The organism is Intrasporangium flavum (genome assembly GCF_001956915.1).
Taxonomy (GTDB): Bacteria; Actinomycetota; Actinomycetes; order Actinomycetales; family Dermatophilaceae; genus Monashia; species Monashia flava.
In genome coordinates, this window is sequence record NZ_MLJO01000012.1 from 131,452 (window position 1) to 149,794 (window position 18,343).

Sequence of the window (18,343 nt, forward strand, 5' to 3'; positions counted from 1 at the left end):
TCTCGGACTCGGGGTCAGGCCTGCGAGGCCAGCTCGGCGGCGCGGCGCGCGGCGCCGTCCATCGTCGGCTCGATCGTCACGAGGGGGTGGTTGCGCTCCTGCAGGATGCGGCGGCCCTCCTCGACGTTGTTGCCGTCGAGACGCACGACGAGCGGGCGGTTCTCCTCGTCGCCGAGCGCGTCGAGCGCGCCGACGATGCCGTTGGCGACGGCGTCGCACGCCGTGATGCCGCCGAAGACGTTGACGAAGACGCTCTTGACCTGCGGGTCGGACAGGATGATGTGCAGGCCGTTGGCCATGACCTCGGCGCTCGCGCCGCCGCCGATGTCGAGGAAGTTGGCCGGCTTCTGGCCGCCGAACTGCTCACCGGCGTAGGCGACGACGTCGAGGGTGCTCATGACGAGACCCGCGCCGTTGCCGATGATGCCGACGGAGCCGTCGAGCTTGACGTAGTTGAGGTCCTTCTCCTTGGCCGCGGCCTCGAGCGGGTCGGCGGCCGCCTTGTCCTCGAGCCCCGCGTGGTCGGCGTGGCGGAAGTCGGCGTTGGTGTCGAGGGAGACCTTGCCGTCGAGGGCGATGATGGCGCCGTCCTCGGTCTTGACGAGCGGGTTGACCTCGACCAGCGTCGCGTCCTCGTCGCGGTAGACGGTCCACAGCTTCTGGATGACGTCGGCGATGGCGTCCTTGTCGCCGTCCTCGAAGCCGGCCGCGTCGACGATCTCGCGCGCCTTGGCGGCGTCGATGCCGGCGTTGGGGTCGACGGCGATGCGGGCCAGGGCCTCGGGGCGCTCGACGGCGAGCTGCTCGATCTCCATGCCGCCCTCCTTGGAGCACATGGCCAGGTAGGTGCGGTTCGCGCGGTCGAGCAGGATCGAGAAGTAGTACTCCTCGGCGATGCGGGCGCCCGCGGCGATCATCACCTGGTGGACCGTGTGGCCCTTGATGTCCATGCCGAGGATCTGCTCCGCGTGGGCCTGCGCCTCGTCGGCGCTCTTGGCGACCTTGACGCCGCCGGCCTTGCCGCGACCTCCGGTCTTGACCTGCGCCTTGACGACGGTGACGCCGCCCGACGTCTCGCCGATGCGCTCGGCGGCGGCACGCGCCTCCTCCGGCGTCGTCGCGGTGGCGCCTGCGAGCACGGGCACTCCGTGCTTCTCGAACATGTCGCGGGCTTGGTACTCGAAGAGATCCACGGGTGGGGTCCGTCCTCGTCGTCGATTGGGTGGTCGACTGCGCCGACGAGGCGTCCGCCGGGCCACCCGCGCGTGCACGCGGTCGGTCCTCGCGCCAGGGCGCAACCGAAAGAAGGCTGACCCTCGGACTCTAGTGCCCCCCGGAGGGTGCGGACGTCACCGGGTGCGGGCGACGGGACGTGGATCACACCGGTGGTCCACGTCGTGGTCGCCGCGCACCCGGCTCGAGTCGTCGTCGGGTGGGCGTCAGACGGGTGCCTGCTCCGTCACCGAGGCACCGTGTCCCGCGGCCGGGGAGCCCCCTCCGCCGGCCGCGGGACGCCAGCGGCGCCACCACTCGTGCAACCCCAGACCGAGCAGCACCGTGGCCACGACGAGCAGGCCGAGTCCGGCCCACGTGGCGGGCGTGCGCACGACCGCCTCGCCGTCGTCGAAGCCCAGGGCCGGCACGAGCGTCCCGGCGAGTCCGGCGACGCACAGGAGCACCCGCAGCCAGACGCGTCGCACCGACGCCGCGAGCGCCACCCCGACCGCTCCGGGCAGCAGGAGCATGCCGGGGCTCGCGAACAGCACGAGGCCGGGCAGCGGCGCGAGCCGCCACCAGCGCGTGCGCCCCGACGCCCGCGCGCCGGCGACCAGCCCGATGCCGGCACCGAGCGTCGCGCTGAGCCCGACGATGAGCAACGTTCCCGCCCAAGAGAACTCGGGCGTCGACGAGACGAGGCGCATGAAGACGCGTGCGAGGACGCCCCAGCCCGTGCCGAGCGCGAGACCGACGGCCAGCCCGGATCCGAGCCCGGTGGGCGACGCCATGCGTCGGCCGGCGGACGGCGCACCCACCGTCACCACTCCACCGGCAGGCACGCCAGCCGCGCACCGGCGGCCCCCGTGACCGGGTTCGTCGGTGCCGCGTGCACGACGACCGAGCGGGTGCCCGCCTGCACGGGGAAGCGCACGACCGCGCTCGAGTCGCCCGCGCCGGAGCCGTCGACGGTGAAGTCGAGCCAGACCTCCGTGGCCGGTGACACCGCCGGTGGCAGGTGCCCGGCGTGCGCGTCGGCGTTGTAGTGCCCCGACGCGAGCGCGGGCAGGTCCGTGGCGCAGGGCCCGTCGTGCAGGTGCGCACCGAACGTGCGCCCCGCGACCGACGGGTCGATGCCGAACACGTGCAGCACTGCGGTCGTGCCCGACCCGTGCCCGACGAGCTGGACGCGGGCCGTCGCGTGGTCGAACGGCCCCGTGGCCACGGTGTCGTAGTCGCGCAGCTGCCCCGCGGAGCGCACGACGACGGCGGCGGCCACCGCCGTCGACGCCAGCGCGACCACCCCCGAAGCCCCGACCAGCCCGACCATCCCGACCTTCCCGCGGCGAATCCTCCTGTGATGCATGGCTTCCACGCCCTCCCTCGTGTTGTGGTTCCTACACTGGAGACGGACGCGCCGGCCTGCCGGGCGACAGGGACGGCGAAGAAAAGAATGTCGAATGCGCCTGTCACCCGGACCGATCCGTCGTCCGTCTGTCGAGGTGATGGATGCGTTTCCTGCTGAGGTCGTGACCGCCGGAGTGGCCGGCGACGACTTCGACACGCAGGCCGCCGCGCTGTTCAACGCGGAGGCTCCCTCGCTGCTGCACCTGGCCCGGTTCTACGTCGACGACAAGACCGCGGCCGAGGACCTCGTGCAGGAGGCCTTCATCCGGCTCAGCCGCACCATGTCGCGCGTCCGCGACCCCGCCCGCGCCGCCGCCTACCTCCGCTCGATCGTCATCAACCTCGCCCGCGACCACAACCGCCGCGGCCTCGTGTCGCTGCACCACCGGCCACCGGCGCCCGACGACGTCCCCTCCGCCGAGGAGGCCGCCCTGGGGCGCAGCGCGCGCCAGGAGGTCATCGACGCGCTGCGGACGCTGCCCGGGCGCCAGCGCGACTGCCTGACGCTGCGCTACTACTACGACATGTCCCCGGCCGACATCGCCGACGGCCTCGGCATGTCGGTCAACTCCGTCAAGACCCACCTCCAGCGGGGCCTGCGGGCCCTGAACGTCGCGCTCCGGGAGACGCCATGAGCGACATCGAGCACCTCATCGAGGAGGCCCTGCGACCCGTGGGCGCCGCACCTCCGCCACCCTCGCGCGACCTGTTCGGCCGCGTCCTCGAGTCGGTCCACGACGACCGGCGGCGCCGGCGCAAGGTCCGGCGCGTCGTCGCCCTCTGGGTGGTCGCGGTCGCGGCCGCCACCGCCCTCGTGCTCCTGCTCACCCCCCGATCGGACGGAGACCTGCTCATGCCCTGGTGGATCCTCGAGCTCGCGACGACGGCGGTGCTCGTCGGCATCGCGGTGTGGCTCGGCCCGTTCATCAAGCGGTTCGGCCGCGCGTACGCCGCCGACGTCTTCCACGACAACCCGGCCACCGGCAAGAGCTACATCGTGCTGACCGACGTCGTCTACTACCTCATCTTCGCCGCGTACATCCTCTTCACGGTGCAGCTCGCCCCGCCGCTCGACCAGTGGGGCAACCACTCGCCGACCGTCGTCGCGCCGCAGGTGCAGGCCGAGCTCGTCCGCATCGGCGGCATCCTGCTCGTCATCGGCGTGCTGCACGGGCTCAACATCGTGCTCATGCCGGTGCTCGGCCGGCTCTTCTCGCTCAACCGACGCGTCGACCGTGCCGACGGTGTCGAGCGGGCCGGCCGCGCCTAGCCGGAGCGCACCACCGACGCGGCAGCCGGGGGACGCGTCAGGGGGACGCGTCAGGGGGGACGCGTCAGGCGGGGTGGACGTTCGCGTGGACCCAGTCGACGATCTCGCGGGTCGTCGCGCCCGGGGTGAAGACCTTGGCGACGCCGAGCCGCTCGAGCTCGGGGATGTCGTCGTCGGGGATGATGCCGCCGCCGAAGACGACGATGTCGGCGGCGTCGCGCTCGCGGAGCAGCTCGACGACGCGCGCGAAGAGCGTCAGGTGGGCCCCGGAGAGCACGGAGAGGCCGACGACGTCGGCGTCCTCCTGGATCGCCGCCTCGACGATCTGCTCGGGCGTCTGGTGCAGGCCGGTGTAGATGACCTCCATGCCGGCGTCGCGCAGCGCACGGGCCACGACCTTGGCGCCGCGGTCGTGCCCGTCGAGGCCCGGCTTGGCCACGACGACTCGGATGACGTCGGCGGTCACGGCACCAGGGGTCTCGCTCATGGGCCGAACTCTAGCCAGACCCGCCGAAGGTGCAGCACGAAAGTGACTGACCACCCATTACCCGGGGTAACGTCACCGCCGTGGGCGCCTCCCAACGCGTGACGACGTCGTCGCGAACCGAGTCCGCCCCGGCCCGTCGGACGAGTGGCGCGAGGAGCGCCGTCGCCGCGGTCGGGGAGGTCGCCGCTGCGCTGCTGACGCCCACCGGGCTGGCCGGCGCCGCCCTCGAGGCCACGTGGATCGGCCTGCACATGGCGCTCTGGCCGGTCGGCCACCTCGGCGCCCGCGCGTCCGACCGGCGCGACGGCTACCGCGTGGGGCACCTGACGCCCAGCCAGCGCGGCCTCATCGTCAGCGACGTCGAGGCCGCCGGCACGCCGATCCTGCTCGTGCACGGCATGGTCGACAACCGCTCGATCTTCACCGTGCTGCGCCGGGGGCTGTCGCGGCGCGGCTTCGGACGCATCGACACCATCAACTACTCGATGTTCACCGGCGACGTCCGGGCGGCCGCCGCCGACCTCGGCGCGGAGGTCGAACGGATCGTCGAGGAGACCGGCTACGAGCGCATCCACGTCATCGGCCACTCGATGGGCGGGCTCATCGCCCGCTACTACGTGACGCGGCTGGGCGGCGACGCACACGTGCACACCCTCGTGACGCTCGGCACCCCGCACCGCGGCAGCTACCTCGCCTACGCCTGGAACAACGGCCTGACCCGCCAGCTGCGCCCGCGAAGCCGACTCTTCGCCGAGCTCGCCCGGCCGGTGCGCGACTGCCAGACGCGCTTCATCGCCTACTGGTCCGACCTCGACCAGGTCGTCGTGCCACAGAGGAACGCCGCCCTGCACCACCCCGACCTCAACGTGCACAACATCGCGCTGCACGGCGTCGGGCACATGAGCATCCCGATCACGAGCAGCGTCGTGCACGGCATCTCGGCCGCGCTGGCCCACCTCGACACCACGGGCGCCACCCTGACCCCGGGCGTCAGCCCGCTGCGCACCCGCCACTCCCCCGACGGGGGCACGCCGAAGCCGCGCGGTGGAAAACCGCCACGGAAGCCGCAGATGCCCTAGGGTCGGGCACAGTCGCGAACCCTCCACCGCGACGCAGCTCCTGCGTTCCTCACCGTTTTTTGCATCACGAAACGGTCACGTTACGCTGGGCGCTCGCAACCGGAACCGATAGGTCAGCTCTTCGTGCCCAGCAACAACAGTTACACCGGCCGGCACCGGCCGCCCTCGAAACCGTCACGGGGTCGACAGTTCGTCGTCCCCGTCGCTCTGCTCTCCTCGACCGTCGCCGGGGGCCTCGTCGTCCGGCAGGCCGGCGCCCAGGAGCTGAGCCCCGAGGCCGCCGCCATGAAGAACGTGTCGAACTCCGTCGCAGGCCTCGGCCTCGCCGCCGACCCGGACGCCGTGGCCGCCGCCGCCGCCAACCGCGCCGGCGCCCGCTCCTCCCGCGACATGGCCCGCGACGCGAGCGCCATCATCGTGGGCGCGACGACCTCCGCCGAGGCCGCCGCCGCCGATGCCCAGGAGGCCGCCGACCGCGCCGCCGCCGCCGAGAAGGCGCGGGCCAAGGCCAAGGCCGAGGCCGACCGCAAGGCCAAGGAAGCAGCCAGGGCCCGGGCCATCGCCCGGGCTCACCGTTGGGTGAACCCACTCAGCGGCTACACGCTCACCTCGGGCTTCGGGTGGCGCTGGGGCAAGATGCACCCGGCCCAGGACCTCGCCGTCGCCACGGGCACCCCGGTCCACGCGCTCTCGAGCGGCACCGTCGTCTTCTCCGGCTGGTCCACCGAGGGCTACGGCTACATGGTCAAGATCCGCTACTGGGACGGCACCGTCTCGTGGATGGCCCACAACAGCCGCCTCGTCGTCTCCGTGGGTGAGGAGGTCGAGCCGGGCCAGCTCGTCTCCTACAGCGGCTCCACCGGCAACTCGACCGGTCCGCACGTCCACCTCGAGATCCACCCGGACGACGGCGCGGCCGTCTCCCCGCGGCCCTGGCTCGCCGACCGCGGCGTCTACCTCTGACCCGACCCGCGCCGGCCGCCCGCACCGGCAGCCGCACCGACGCGCACGGCGTCACGACGCACGGGGCCCGCCCCACCCGGGGCGGGCCTCGTCGTGCGTCCGGTGGGCGCACCTGTCAGGCGTCCGGTGGGCGCCTGTCGGGCTGTGCCCTCAGAGCTTGACGAGCGGCGCGTAGCGCAGCAGCAGGCGCTTGGTGCCGGTGTCGGGACCGAAGTCGACGTGCGCCATCGACTTGTCGCCCTCCCCCTCGACCCGCACCACGGTGCCGAGGCCGAAGGCGTCGTGGCTGACGCGGTCACCGGCGTCGAGCGAGATGACCGGGCGCTTGCCCGGGCTGCGGACCCCGGGGCGGGCCGCGAGCGTCGCGACGGCGGGCCGGTCGGAGCCGCGGGCGCCGCTGAAGGACGGGCCGAGCCGCTGCCAGTCGAGCAGGTCGCCGGGGATCTCGTCGAGGAAGCGTGACGGCGGGTTGTACTGCGGGGCGCCCCACGCCGAGCGCACGGCGGCCCGCGTCAGGTAGAGCCGCTCGCGGGCCCGGGTGATGCCGACGTAGGCGAGGCGGCGCTCCTCCTCGAGCTCCTTGGGGTCGCCGAGGGCGCGCAGGTGCGGGAAGGTGCCGTCCTCCATGCCGGTGAGGAAGACGACGGGGAACTCCAGGCCCTTGGCCGTGTGCAGCGTCATGAGCGTGACCACGCCCTGGGCCTGCGCCTCGGGCTCGTCGGGGATCTCGTCGGCGTCGGCCACGAGGGAGACCTGCTCGAGGAACTCCTCGAGGGGACCGGCCGGTGCGACGTCCTCGGGCTCGGCGTCGGGCTGGCCGGGCGTCGAGGCGGCCTGACCGGTGACCTCGGCCTCGGCGGCGTCGCGGGCCCGGCGCTCGTCGTACTCCTGCGCGACGGCGACGAGCTCGGCGAGGTTCTCGATGCGGGTCTCGTCCTGGGGGTCCTGGCTCGCGCGCAGCTCGGCGAGGTACCCGCTCTGGTCGAGGACGGCCTCGAGCAGGGTCGCGATGCCGCCGCCGCTCTCGTAGACGAGCCGCAGCTGCTCGAGCATCGAGGTGAAGCCCTGGATCGCGGCCACCGAGCGCGTCGCGATGCCGGGGGCGTCCTCGGCCCTGCCCAGGGCCGCGACGAACGGGATGCGCTCGCGCTCGGCGAGGGCGGCGACGCAGGCCTCTGCGCGGTCGCCGATGCCGCGCTTGGGGGTGTTGAGGATGCGGCGCAGGTTGACGGTGTCGGTGGGGTTGGACACGACGCGCAGGTAGGCGAGGGCGTCCTTGATCTCGCGGCGCTCGTAGAACCGGGTGCCGCCGACCACCTTGTAGGGCAGGCCGGTGCGCACGAGGACCTCCTCGACGGCACGGCTCTGGGCGTTGGTGCGGTAGAACACCGCGACGTCGCCCGGCTTGACGCCGTGCTCGGCGAGGTCGTCGATCTGCTTGGCGACGAAGGCCGCCTCGTCGTGCTCGTTGTCGGCGACGTAGCCCACGATCATCGCGCCGTCGCCGGAGTCGGTCCAGAGGTTCTTGGCCCGACGCCCCTCGTTGCGGGCGATGACGGAGTTGGCGGCCCGCAGGATGCGCTGCGTGGAGCGGTAGTTCTGCTCGAGCAGGATGGTCCGCGCGTCCGGGTAGTCCTTCTCGAACTCGAGGATGTTGCGGATCGTCGCGCCGCGGAAGGCGTAGATCGACTGGTCGGAGTCGCCGACGACGCACAGCTCGGCCGGCGGCACGGCGTAGGCGCCCTCGGGGCCTCTGACCTCGCCGACGAGCTCGCGGATCAGCTGGTATTGCGCCTGGTTGGTGTCCTGGTACTCGTCGACGAGCACGTGCCGGAACCGTCGCCGGTAGTACTCCGCGACGTCCGGGAAGGCCTGCAGGATGTTGACGGTCATCATGATGATGTCGTCGAAGTCGAGGGCGTTGGCCTGGCGCAGGCGCCGCTGGTACTGGGTGTAGGCCTGCGACACCGTGCGGTCGTAGTGGTTGCCCTCGGCCACCTGCGAGGCGTAGGTCTCCTCGTCGATGAGCTCGTTCTTGAGGTTGCTGACCTGCGCGGAGAAGCTGCGCGGCGGGTAGCGCTTGGGGTCGAGGTCGAGGTCGCGCAGCACGAGGCCCATGAGGCGCTGGCTGTCGGCGGCGTCGTAGATCGAGAACGTCGACTTCATGCCGACCTTGGCGGACTCGCGCCGCAGGATCCGCACGCACGCCGAGTGGAAGGTCATGACCCACATGGCGCGTGCCCGCGGCCCGACGATGGCCTCGACGCGCTCGCGCATCTCCGCGGCCGCCTTGTTCGTGAAGGTGATGGCCAGCACCTGGCCGGGCTGCACGCCGCGCTCGCCGAGGAGCCAGGCGATGCGGTGGGTCAGCACGCGGGTCTTGCCCGAGCCGGCGCCGGCGACGATGAGCAGCGGACCACCCTCGTGGACGACGGCCTCGCGCTGCTGCGGGTTGAGGCCCAGCAGGAGCGTCTCGGGGTCGAGGTGCGCCGGTGCACCCGGCGTGGCGACGCCGCCCTGCGCGGCCGCCTCGGCCCACGTCGGCACGCCCCGCTCGGTGACCTCGCCGGCGCGCCCGGCCGCCGCTGGGGTACCGGCCCCGCCGCGCTCGAATCCGGGCATGGGAAGGTCGTCGAAGAGCGTGCTCATGATGGGCCCAGCCTACGTCTCACCACCCACACCGCCCGACCACGGCACGATGGGTCCATGACCTCCGAGCAGAGCGCCGAGCAGAGCGCCGGGCAGACCCGGGAGCCGATCCCCGAGCAGGCGCCCGAGCAGGCACCGCACGCGGGCACCGACGCCGGGGCGTGGCCGGAGTGCCCCACGTTCTTCGTGCATCCCGCCCTCCCGGAGGACGTGCCCGAGCTGCTGCGCCTCGTGCGCGCGCTCGCCGACTACGAGAAGGAGCCCGAGGCCGCCGTCGCGACCCCGGAACAGTTCGCCGAGGCCCTCTTCCCCGCCGACGGGTCGCCTGTGGCGTCGGCGCACGTCGCCGTCAAGGACGGCCGCATCGTCGGCATGGCGCTGTGGTTCACGACGTTCTCGACGTGGACCGGGCAGCCCGGCATCTGGCTCGAGGACCTCTTCGTCGACCCCGACTCGCGCGGCGAGGGCATCGGCACGGCGCTGCTCTACGAGCTCGCGGCCACCTGCGTCGATCGCGGCTGGACGCGCCTGGAGTGGTCGGTGCTCGACTGGAACGCGCCCTCGATCGCCTTCTACCGCTCGCACGGCGCCCGCCCCCTCGACGACTGGACGACCTTCCGCGTCGACGGTGACGCGCTGACCCGGCTCGCAGGCCTCTAGGTGTCGCCCACGCGCGGCGGACCCGGATCGCCCGGCGACCCGCCCGGTCCCCGCCCGAGGCGTCCGCCCCGGCGGATGGGCTCGGCGGACGTGCTGTGGCTGACCATGGACCGGCCGACCAACCTCATGGTCGTCGTCTCCGTCGTGCTCCTCGAGTCGGTGCCCGACTGGGACCGCGTGCTCGAGGTGCTGCGCACCCGGATCGTCGAGCCCTACCCCGTCTTCAGCCAGCGCCCCCGGCGGTCCGCGCGGGTCCTGGGCCGCTGGCTGTGGGAGGACGACCCCGACTTCGACCTCGCGCGGCACGTGCGGCGAGCCACCCTCTCGGGACAAGGCACGGCCGCCGAGGCCGACGCGGAACTGCAGGCCTACGTCGAGGAGCAGCTCCCGCGCCCGTTCGACCGGACGCGTCCACTCTGGGAGGTCCACCTCGTCGACGGCCACGGGTCCGGAGCGGCACTCGTGTTCCGCAGCCACCACGCCCTCGCCGACGGGATCGCCCTGACGCGGGTGCTGCTGGGACTGACCGAGGACGCCGACGGGGTGCCGGGCGACCTCGTCGGGCCTTCGGCCGCCGGCGACCTGCCACCACTGCCCGTGGGCGGTCCCGCGGCATCGGGCGCCCTCAGCGCGGGACTGCGCCTGGCCCGAAGCTCCGCGCGCTCGGCCTGGAACCGCTTGCGCTCCAAGGGGGCCCGCGCCGCCGTCACCGATGCGGCCGGCATCACCCTGCGCACCGGCCAGGTCGTCTCCGACCTGCTGCTGACGACCAACCCGACCAGCGCGGTCGGCGGCGTCCCGGGACGGCGCAAGCGTCTCGTCTGGACCGAGCCGCTGCCGCTCGGCGGCCTCAAGGGCGTCGGCAGGCTCGTCGGCGCGACCCTCAACGACGTGCTCCTGAGCGCGGTGGCGGGCGCCCTGCACGAGTACCAGCAGGAGCACGGTCACCCGCCCGTCGATCTCGTGACGATGGTGCCGGTCAACGTGCGCCCGCTCGACGAGCCGTTGCCGCGCGAGCTCGGCAACCGGTTCGCCCTCGTCTTCCTGCGCTTCCCGAGCGGCGACGCCACCCCGCTCGGCCGGCTCGCCCTGTCCAAGGCGCGCATGGACTGGCTCAAGGCCTCGCCCGAGGCGGCCCTCACCTTCGCCCTCATCTCCGTCATCGGCCGCCTCCCGGCCGCGATCGAGCGCTGGGTCGTCGACTTCTTCGCCGACAAGGCGATCGGGGTCACGACGAACGTCGCCGGGCCGCGGCAGGTCCGGTACCTCGCGGGTGTCCCGGTCGCCGGGGTGCTGGGCTGGGTGCCCGGGTCGGGGCGCCACACGCTCGGCTTCTGCATCGTCACCTACGACGACACCCTGCGGGTCGGCATCATGGCCGACGAGTCGGTCGTGCCCGATCCCGAGGCCCTGCTGGCGGCCCTCGAGGAGGAGGTGGCCCTGCTGGTTCGCATCGGGGCCGCCGCTCCCACCCCGGGCTCCCGGCGGCGGCGGTCGTAGGGTGGCGAGCATGACCACCGCCACCAGCGTCTTCGTCACCGAACCCGGCGACCGCAGCGTCCTCGAGCTGCGCGAGCACGACGTGCCCGAGCCCGGACCGGGCGAGGTGCAGGTGGAGGTCGCCGCCGCGGGGGTCAACTTCATCGACGTCTACAAGCGCCAGGGCGTCTACACCGTCCCGACGCCGTTCGTCCTCGGTGAGGAGGGCGCCGGCACCGTCGTCGCGGTCGGTCCGGGTGTCGAGCGCTTCGCGACGGGCGACCGCGTGGCCTGGTGCCAGTCGGCCGGCAGCGAGTCGACCCTGGCCAACAAGCCGGCGTCCGCGCTCGTCCACGTGCCCGACGGTCTCGACCTCGAGGTCGCCGCGGCCGCGATGCTCCAGGGGCTCACTGCGCACTACCTCGTCACGAGCACGTTCGCGGTGTCCGAGGGCGACGTCGCGCTCGTCCACGCCGCCGCGGGAGGCGTCGGCCAGCTGCTCGTCCAGATGGTCACACAGCGTGGGGCCACCGTCGTCGCAACGGCCGGCACCGACGAGAAGCTCTCCATCGCAACGGATCTCGGCGCCCAGCACGTCATCAACTACTCGCAGTTCTCGGCGCCCGAGGACCTCTCCGCCGCCATCCGAGCGGCGGCCGGCCGTGGCGTCGACGTCGCCTACGACGGCGTCGGCAAGGCCACCTTCGACGCGTCGCTGGCCTCCCTGCGCCCGCGCGGCACGATGGTCCTCTTCGGCGGCGCGAGCGGCCAGGTGCCGCCCTTCGACATCCAGCGGCTCAACTCCGGCGGCTCCCTCTTCCTCACCCGGCCGACGCTCGGGCACTACGTGGCCACGCGCGAGGAGTACGAGTGGCGGGCCGGCGAGGTGCTCGGCGCCATCGCCGACGGTTCGCTGAGGCTCGAGATCGGCGGCCGCTACGCGTTCGCCGAGGTCGCCGACGCCTACGAGGCGCTCGAGGGTCGCCGCACCACGGGCAAGCTCGTCCTGGTGCCCGGCCGGTGACCCGGCTGCTCCTGCGCCACCACCGCATCCGGACCGGCGTCGCCGCCGCCGGCGCGTCGCCGTGGACCGACGCGCTGCTCGTCGAGGACGGACGCGTCGTGGCCGTCGGTGCCGACGCCCGCGAGGCCGCCGGTGCAGGCCCGTGCGAGGTCGTCGACCTGCCCGGTGCCGTCGTCATGCCGGGCCTGCACGACGCCCACGTGCACACCGAGTGGCTCTCGCGCGACATGGCCTCGGTCGACCTGCGCGACGCCACGTCGCTCGAGGAGGCGCTCGGACGCGTCGCGGCCCACGCGTCGACGCTCCCGCCCGGGGCCGCGCTGCACAGCGGGCGGTGGAACCACAACGTGTGGGACGTGCCGGTCCAGCCCGACCGGCGCGCCCTCGACTCCGTGACGGAGGGACGCCTGGCTGCCCTCGCCAGCGTCGACGGCCACACCAACTGGGCCAACTCGGCGACGCTGCGGGCCGCGGGCATCACCCGCGACACCCTCGACCCGGTCGGCGGCGAGATCGACCGCGACGCCGACGGCGAGCCCACCGGCATCCTGCGCGAGAAGGCCCAGGAGCTGCTGCTCGCCATCGACCACGACGAGGGACCCCTGCGGCCGTGGCTCGAGCGGTGCCAGCAGCGGCTGCTGTCGGTCGGCCTGACGAGCATCACCGACATCGACGGCGAGGACGCCCGCGACGCCTACGCCGCGATGCACGCCGACGGCGAGCTGCGCCTGCGCGTCACCAAGTGCACCCGCGACGGCGACCTCGAGGCCGCCATCGAGCAGGGCCGCCGGTCGGGACAGGGCGACGACGTGTTCCGCGTCGGGCCGGTGAAGTTCTTCAGCGACGGGGCGCTCGGGTCGCACACCGCGCACATGACCGAGCCGTTCGTCGGGCACGAGGGCTGCGGCATCGCGGCCATGCCGCACGACGTGCTCGTCGAACGGACGCTCCTCGCGGTGCGCTCGGGCCTCGACGTCGCCACGCACGCGATCGGCGACGAGGCCAACCGGCTCGTCCTCGACGCGTTCGAGGCGGTCCGCGCGTCCGGCGGCGTCGGGGCGGACGCGCTGCTGCGCGTCGAGCACGCCCAGCACGTGCGGCCGGTCGACGTGCCGCGGTTCCGTTCGCTCGGCGTGGTCGCCTCGATGCAGCCGAGCCACTGCACCGCCGACCTCGACCTCGCCGACGCCATCATCGGCCCGCGGCGCCTCGCCTCCTACGCGTGGCGCACCTTCCTCGACGCCGGGGTGGCGGTGGCCTTCGGGTCGGACGCCCCCGTGGAGGACCCGAACCCGTTCTGGGGCCTGCACGCCGCCGTCACGCGCCAGCGGCCCGACGGCCACCCGCTCGGCGGCTGGCGGCCGGAGGAGAAGGTGACGCTCGACGAGGCCGTGCACGCGTTCACCGTCGCGGCGCACGCGGCGGTCGGTCGCACCGACGTCGGCCGGCTCGCGCCCGGGCAGCTCGCCGACCTCGTGTGCCTCGACCGCGACCCGTGGGAGCTCGAGCACTCCGACCCGGCCGCGATCCGCGACACCCGAGTGCTGCAGACGCGCATCGCCGGCGAGCTCGTCCACGACGCCTCCTGACCCCCTCCCCACCCCGCGCGGTTCACGATGACGACCACCTTTCAGCCAACGCGACGCGTCCACGCTCGGCCCGCGCTCACAGCCGGAATGGTGGTCGTCATCCGGAACGCGGTGGCGCGCGCCATCGTGTCGCGCACCCAGCCCTGACGGTCCATCGCCTGGTGCTGCGAGAACCGCAGCACCAGCCACCCGTCGAGGGTCAGCTCGTCGTAGCGCTCGCAGTCGATGTCGATCTGGCGACGGCGGGTGTGGAACTCGTGGCTGTCGCCCTCGACGACGATGCGCAGGTCGGCGTCGCTCAGGTCGGGATGGATGGTGCGCCCTGCACTCACGACGGGTGCCTGCGGCACGAGGCGTAGCCCCGCCACGTCGAGGGAGATCGCGCGGAGCACCGACTCGAACGGGTTGGCCGCACGGCCGTCGGCCTCCCGCGCTACCCGTAGGGCTGCAGCGCGACCGGCGCGCGGCACGGCATCGGCCGCGGCTAGCAACCGGTCCCGGCTCACCCGGCGGTTTCGGAGTGCGGAGTCGGCCACAGCCAGGGCCTCGTCGAAGGGCAGCGTCCGCGCACAGTCGATGACGGTGCGCAGTGGTGTCGTCACCTCGCCCCCATGGACGTCCCGTGGGTCGAGGGAGCGCCAGTGCACCTGGCACTCCTGCTGGTCCTCGGGCCGGACGCGGCGGCCGCGGGGCACCGCCACCTCGGGCCGGGTCGGCTGGGTCTTGAGCGGCAGACGCCACATCGCCGCAGCGCTCCGACCCACCGCGACGCCGTTGACCCTGCGCACCGCCCGACGGGCGGCGTCCGCGGTGGGCAGGGCGTAGTGGCCGGGCGCGTCGCGCACGAGGATGCCGTCACGGACGGCGGCCGAGATCTCGCGTCCGGTGAACCGCGGAGCCAGCTCGGCCCGCCGGGCGACACCGCCGAGGGCCGTCACGAACCGGACGACGGGCACGGGACTGGGCATGGGGGCGACTCTGGCGCACCGGACCGAGCCGCCGAGCGCGTCGTCCACAGCGGTGGCTGCGTTCAGGATGACGACCACCGGACGCAGTGCCAGGGGCGCTCGCGCACGTGATGTACGGCGTCGGCCGGATGGTGGTCGTCATCCTGAACAGTCGGTCCCGGTGGCGCGCGGCCGGGGTGGTGGTGGTCGCGGGCGGGTGGGTCAGCCGGGGACGACGGAGAGCAGGAGCGTCGCGAACCAGGTCAGGGCACCGACGACGAGCAGGAAGATGCCGATGATGGCGACGTTGCCCGCCCCCTCGGCGCCCTGGGTCGCAGCGGCGCGTCGCCGCCTCCGGCCGACCACGACGAGCACCGTTCCGGCAACGAGCCACACGAGCCCGATGAGGACGCCCGCGAGAACGCCTGCGTCCCAACGCATCCGGTGTACCTCTGCTTCAGCAGCCGCCGGTCACGCCCACAGGGCCGCGACGCCGACGTTGACGACCGCGCCGCCACCAGCGACGTCGAGGAAGGTGCCGGCGTCCTCGCCGCGCTTGGAGCGGGCGTGGCCGATCTCGGCCATCGCGGCCACGACGAGGGCGATGAGGAGCTTGACGGCGATCTTCGTGTTGTTGACCGTGTGCTCGTCGTCCTTGATCGCCGAGGCGATGCCGACGAGGAGGACACCGGTGACGATCTGGGCCCGGGCTCCCCACACGACCGGCGCGATGACCGTGCGCCCCGAGCGGACGGCAATCCAGCCGCCGACGATGGCGGCCATGCCGAGCAGGTGGAGCACGACGAGGAGGTTGTAGACGAGGTCCATGGCGGTCATCCTACGGAGCGTCGTAGTCGCGGTGCGCGAGGGCCCGGAGCGCGTCGAGCCGACGCCACGACGAGGTCAGCGGCAGCCCGTCGAGCTCGTGCGGCGCGAACCACCGCGCGTCCGCAGTCGTGCCGCCGATGTCGTGGACGACCGGGTCACCGGGCGACGGGCAGGTGGCCGCGTAGACGATGCGCACGGCGTGGAAGTCCTCGACGACGCCCGAGGGCGCGCGGCCGAACCAGTGCGAGGACTGCACCGCGACGAGGTCGCCGAGCTCGACGCGCTGGCCGGTCTCCTCCCACACCTCGCGGTGCAGGCCGTCGACGGGAGCCTCGCCCTCGTCGAGGCCGCCGCCGGGCAGGCCCCACTCCCCCTCGACGTTGGTGAGGTTGGTGAACTCGGTGAGCAGCACGCCGCGCGCGCTCGTGACGACGGCGTACGCCGCGACGCGCTGGTGCGGCACCGCGGGATCACCGACGCGCACGTCCGGGTCGCGGAAGACGGTCTCCGGGGGCGGTACGTCACCGACGAGCGGGCTTGTGCGGTAGGCGATCTCGAGCGCGCCGTCGGCGGCCATCGACGACGCGACCGGCACCTCGACCGCCCAGCCCGCCAGGCCGAGCACGTGCACGGGGTCGGCGCCGTGGTGCAGCGGCTCCGACGCCACGCGCTCCCCCGACGCAGCCAGCGCGACGACGCGGATGCCGCCGGGGACGTTGGTCCTCATCGGCGCACCAGCCCGACGGCGCGCTCGTACTCGGCCACCGCGAGCCGGGCCACCCGCGACCACTCCTGCGCCGGCGGTTCGGCGAGGTTGCGGGCCCGCATCCGGGCCACCTCGGCGGGGTCGCGCGCCAGGTCGGCGATGGCCACCGCCATGGCGTCGTCGCTGTCGACGACGCGTCCGTTGACGCCGTCGGTGACGAACTCGCCGACGCCGGAACCCTGCCGGCCGATGACCGGCAGCCCGACGGTGCGGGCCTCGAGGGCGGCGATGCCGAACGACTCGAGGCGCGCCGGCGACAGGTAGACGTCGGAGGCGGCATACCGCGCACGCAGCTCCTCGCGCGTGACGCGTCCCGGCAGGTGCACCCAGTCGAGGCCGTGGTCGCGCACGTACCGCTCGACGCGCCCGCGGTCGGGCCCCTCGCCGAGCACCGTCAGCTCGAGCGAGCCGGGGCCGGCGAGGGCGGCGGCACGCTCGACGAGCGCCACGAGCGCGGCCGGACGCTTGCGCGCGGCCAGGCGCGTCGCGGTGACGAGGCGCAGCGGTCCCGGTGCGCGCTCGCCCGGGTCGCCGACCGCCCAGCGGGCGACGTCGATGCCGTTGGGCAGCACCCCGACGTGCACCCCGTCGCCGACGAGCCGGCGCAGCGGCTCGGCGGCCACCTCGGAGACCGCCGACATCGCGACGCCGCGCGCCGCCCACCGCCGGACGAACCCGGCCACCCCGAAGGCCGGCGCGACGCCGGCGAGCATGCAGTGCCACGTCATCGCCGTCGGCAGCCCAAGGCCCACGGTGACGCGGGTGCAGTCCCACGCGAACGGGGACACGACGCCGGTCTGGACGTGCGCGACGTCGAAGCCGCCCTCGACGAGCCGCCGGCGCAGCTCCTTGGGGGCCCACGGGTTGACGGGCAGCTCCCACGGCATCCGGGCGGCGAGGCGGTGCACCGGCACGCCGTCGACGACGGTGACCTCCCCGTGCATCTGCCCCTCGGCCCCGCGGGTCGCCGTGAACGCCTCGACCTCGTGGCCGAGCGCGAGCAGCTGCTGGGCGAGGTCGTGGGTCTGCACCTCGATGCCGCCGAGCCGCGGCAGGTAACAGTCGGACAGCAGCGCCACCTTCACGGGTCACACTCTGTCATGGGCCAAGATGGGGCCGATGCCGCACACACTGGTCGCCTTCCACGCCCACCCCGACGACGAGGCCCTGCTCACCTCGGGCACCATGGCGCGCGCCGCCGCCGAGGGGCACCGCGTCGTGGTCGTCGTGGCCACCGACGGCGAGCTCGGCCTCGCGGCCAGCGAGTTCACCGGTGAGGGCCGGCTCGCCGCCACCCGCATGGACGAGCTGCGCGAGAGCGCCCGCGCCCTCGGCGTCGCCCGCGTCGAGCACCTCGGCTACGCCGACAGCGGCCTCGGCCCGGACGTCGCCCCCGACCCGCCCGGCGCGACGCGGTTCGTGCGCGCCGACGTCGAGGAGGCCGCGACGCGCCTGGCCGCCATCCTGCGCGAGGAGGACGCCGACGTCCTGCTGCACTACGAACCGAACGGCGGTTACGGCCACCCCGACCACAAGAAGGTCCACGAGGTCGGCGCCCGCGCCGCCGAGATCGCCGGCACGCCGAAGGTGCTCGAGGCCACCGTGCCGCGCGACACGATCTGCCGGGCCATCGACCTCGCCGCGAAGGTCTACCGGTTCCCGCCCGAGTTCGACCGCTCGAGCTTCGACCGGGCGTTCTCGGCCCGCAACGAGATCACCCACCGCATCAGCGTCCGCCGGCACATCGCGGCCAAGCGCGCCTCGATGCGCGCCCACGCCTCCCAGGCGAGCGCTGACGGGGGCGCCGACCGGACGCTCGCCGCGTTCCTGCGCATCCCCCGCCCGCTCTACGACCTCGTCTTCGGGCGGGAGTGGTTCGTCGACCGGTCGCTCCCGCCGGGCAGCCCGGTGCGGCGCGACGTCTTCGACGGCCTCGGCTGACGCCGCTGCTTCGGCCTCTCCCCAGCCCCGACGCCGCGG

Annotated in this window: 19 protein-coding genes; 9 read left to right on the top strand and 10 right to left on the bottom strand. The window is 73.7% G+C overall.

The features are described from left to right. Positions 1–14 precede the first annotated feature (14 nt). From sucC to BIV28_RS10405, 3 genes are all read right to left on the bottom strand, one after another. Positions 15–1,193, bottom strand: coding sequence for an ADP-forming succinate--CoA ligase subunit beta (gene sucC, locus BIV28_RS10395; protein ID WP_076261592.1), 1,179 nt, complete (start codon positions 1,191–1,193; stop codon positions 15–17). A gap of 246 nt (positions 1,194–1,439) precedes the next feature. Beyond that, positions 1,440–2,033, bottom strand: a complete 594-nt coding sequence (locus BIV28_RS10400) for a hypothetical protein (protein ID WP_076261594.1) — start codon at positions 2,031–2,033, stop codon at positions 1,440–1,442. Between the two features lie 2 nt (positions 2,034–2,035). Continuing rightward, a complete protein-coding gene (locus BIV28_RS10405) occupies positions 2,036–2,518 on the bottom strand; it encodes a hypothetical protein (protein WP_207555911.1) in 483 nt (160 codons plus the stop codon). Positions 2,519–2,744: 226 nt separating this feature from the next. On the opposite strand from BIV28_RS10405, the gene BIV28_RS10410 reads away from it, so the two are divergent. Then, entirely contained in the window at positions 2,745–3,257 is a 513-nt protein-coding gene (locus tag BIV28_RS10410) for an RNA polymerase sigma factor (RefSeq protein WP_076261597.1), read from the top strand. Next, positions 3,254–3,892: a hypothetical protein gene (locus BIV28_RS10415; protein WP_076261598.1), complete on the top strand. Its 639-nt coding sequence runs from the start codon at positions 3,254–3,256 to the stop codon at positions 3,890–3,892. Before BIV28_RS10410 ends, BIV28_RS10415 begins: the two co-directional genes overlap by 4 nt. 64 nt (positions 3,893–3,956) lie before the next feature. Here the strand turns inward: BIV28_RS10415 and icmB are convergent, their stop codons facing one another. Beyond that, positions 3,957–4,379, bottom strand: coding sequence for a coenzyme B12-dependent isobutyryl CoA mutase small subunit (icmB, locus tag BIV28_RS10420; protein WP_076261600.1), 423 nt, complete (start codon positions 4,377–4,379; stop codon positions 3,957–3,959). 80 nt (positions 4,380–4,459) lie between these two features. Here icmB and BIV28_RS10425 point away from each other — a divergent pair, with 80 nt between their 5' ends. Both BIV28_RS10425 and BIV28_RS10430 read left to right on the top strand, forming a co-directional pair. Beyond that, on the top strand, positions 4,460–5,458 hold the full coding sequence (locus BIV28_RS10425; protein WP_242652892.1) for an esterase/lipase family protein: 999 nt from the start codon (positions 4,460–4,462) through the stop codon (positions 5,456–5,458). Positions 5,459–5,581: 123 nt separating this feature from the next. Beyond that, on the top strand, positions 5,582–6,421 hold the full coding sequence (locus BIV28_RS10430) for a M23 family metallopeptidase (protein WP_076261601.1): 840 nt from the start codon (positions 5,582–5,584) through the stop codon (positions 6,419–6,421). Positions 6,422–6,571: 150 nt separating this feature from the next. Here BIV28_RS10430 and pcrA read toward each other — a convergent pair whose 3' ends face one another. Continuing rightward, positions 6,572–9,070 carry a DNA helicase PcrA gene (gene pcrA, locus BIV28_RS10435; RefSeq protein WP_076261603.1) on the bottom strand — a complete coding sequence of 833 codons (2,499 nt, stop codon included), beginning with the start codon at positions 9,068–9,070 and terminating at the stop codon, positions 6,572–6,574. A 57-nt stretch (positions 9,071–9,127) separates the two neighbouring features. Between pcrA and BIV28_RS10440 the strand changes: the two genes are divergently transcribed. From BIV28_RS10440 to BIV28_RS10455, 4 genes are all read left to right on the top strand, one after another. Beyond that, positions 9,128–9,730 (top strand): GNAT family N-acetyltransferase, encoded by a 603-nt coding sequence (locus tag BIV28_RS10440; RefSeq protein WP_083707234.1) that lies wholly within the window; start codon positions 9,128–9,130, stop codon positions 9,728–9,730. Between the two features lie 75 nt (positions 9,731–9,805). After that, positions 9,806–11,230, top strand: coding sequence for a wax ester/triacylglycerol synthase family O-acyltransferase (locus BIV28_RS10445; RefSeq protein WP_076261604.1), 1,425 nt, complete (start codon positions 9,806–9,808; stop codon positions 11,228–11,230). A gap of 10 nt (positions 11,231–11,240) precedes the next feature. Then, entirely contained in the window at positions 11,241–12,233 is a 993-nt protein-coding gene (locus tag BIV28_RS10450) for a quinone oxidoreductase family protein (RefSeq protein WP_076261669.1), read from the top strand. Then, entirely contained in the window at positions 12,230–13,822 is a 1,593-nt protein-coding gene (locus tag BIV28_RS10455) for an amidohydrolase (protein ID WP_083707235.1), read from the top strand. The genes BIV28_RS10450 and BIV28_RS10455 overlap by 4 nt, the downstream gene beginning before the upstream one ends. A gap of 41 nt (positions 13,823–13,863) precedes the next feature. Here the strand turns inward: BIV28_RS10455 and BIV28_RS10460 are convergent, their stop codons facing one another. From BIV28_RS10460 to BIV28_RS10480, 5 genes are all read right to left on the bottom strand, one after another. Further along, positions 13,864–14,790 (bottom strand): hypothetical protein, encoded by a 927-nt coding sequence (locus BIV28_RS10460; protein ID WP_076261673.1) that lies wholly within the window; start codon positions 14,788–14,790, stop codon positions 13,864–13,866. 201 nt (positions 14,791–14,991) lie between these two features. Further along, complete coding sequence (locus BIV28_RS10465) at positions 14,992–15,210, bottom strand: hypothetical protein (RefSeq protein ID WP_076261606.1); 219 nt, start codon at positions 15,208–15,210, stop codon at positions 14,992–14,994. A 30-nt stretch (positions 15,211–15,240) separates the two neighbouring features. Continuing rightward, on the bottom strand, positions 15,241–15,606 hold the full coding sequence (locus BIV28_RS10470; RefSeq protein WP_083707236.1) for a hypothetical protein: 366 nt from the start codon (positions 15,604–15,606) through the stop codon (positions 15,241–15,243). Between the two features lies 1 nt (position 15,607). Then, positions 15,608–16,324 carry an NUDIX hydrolase gene (locus tag BIV28_RS10475; RefSeq protein ID WP_076261607.1) on the bottom strand — a complete coding sequence of 239 codons (717 nt, stop codon included), beginning with the start codon at positions 16,322–16,324 and terminating at the stop codon, positions 15,608–15,610. Continuing rightward, positions 16,321–17,448, bottom strand: coding sequence for a glycosyltransferase family 4 protein (locus BIV28_RS10480; protein WP_076261609.1), 1,128 nt, complete (start codon positions 17,446–17,448; stop codon positions 16,321–16,323). Before BIV28_RS10480 ends, BIV28_RS10475 begins: the two co-directional genes overlap by 4 nt. Positions 17,449–17,482: 34 nt before the next feature. Between BIV28_RS10480 and BIV28_RS10485 the strand changes: the two genes are divergently transcribed. Continuing rightward, positions 17,483–18,304 carry a PIG-L deacetylase family protein gene (locus BIV28_RS10485; protein ID WP_083707240.1) on the top strand — a complete coding sequence of 274 codons (822 nt, stop codon included), beginning with the start codon at positions 17,483–17,485 and terminating at the stop codon, positions 18,302–18,304. Positions 18,305–18,343: the final 39 nt, after the last annotated feature.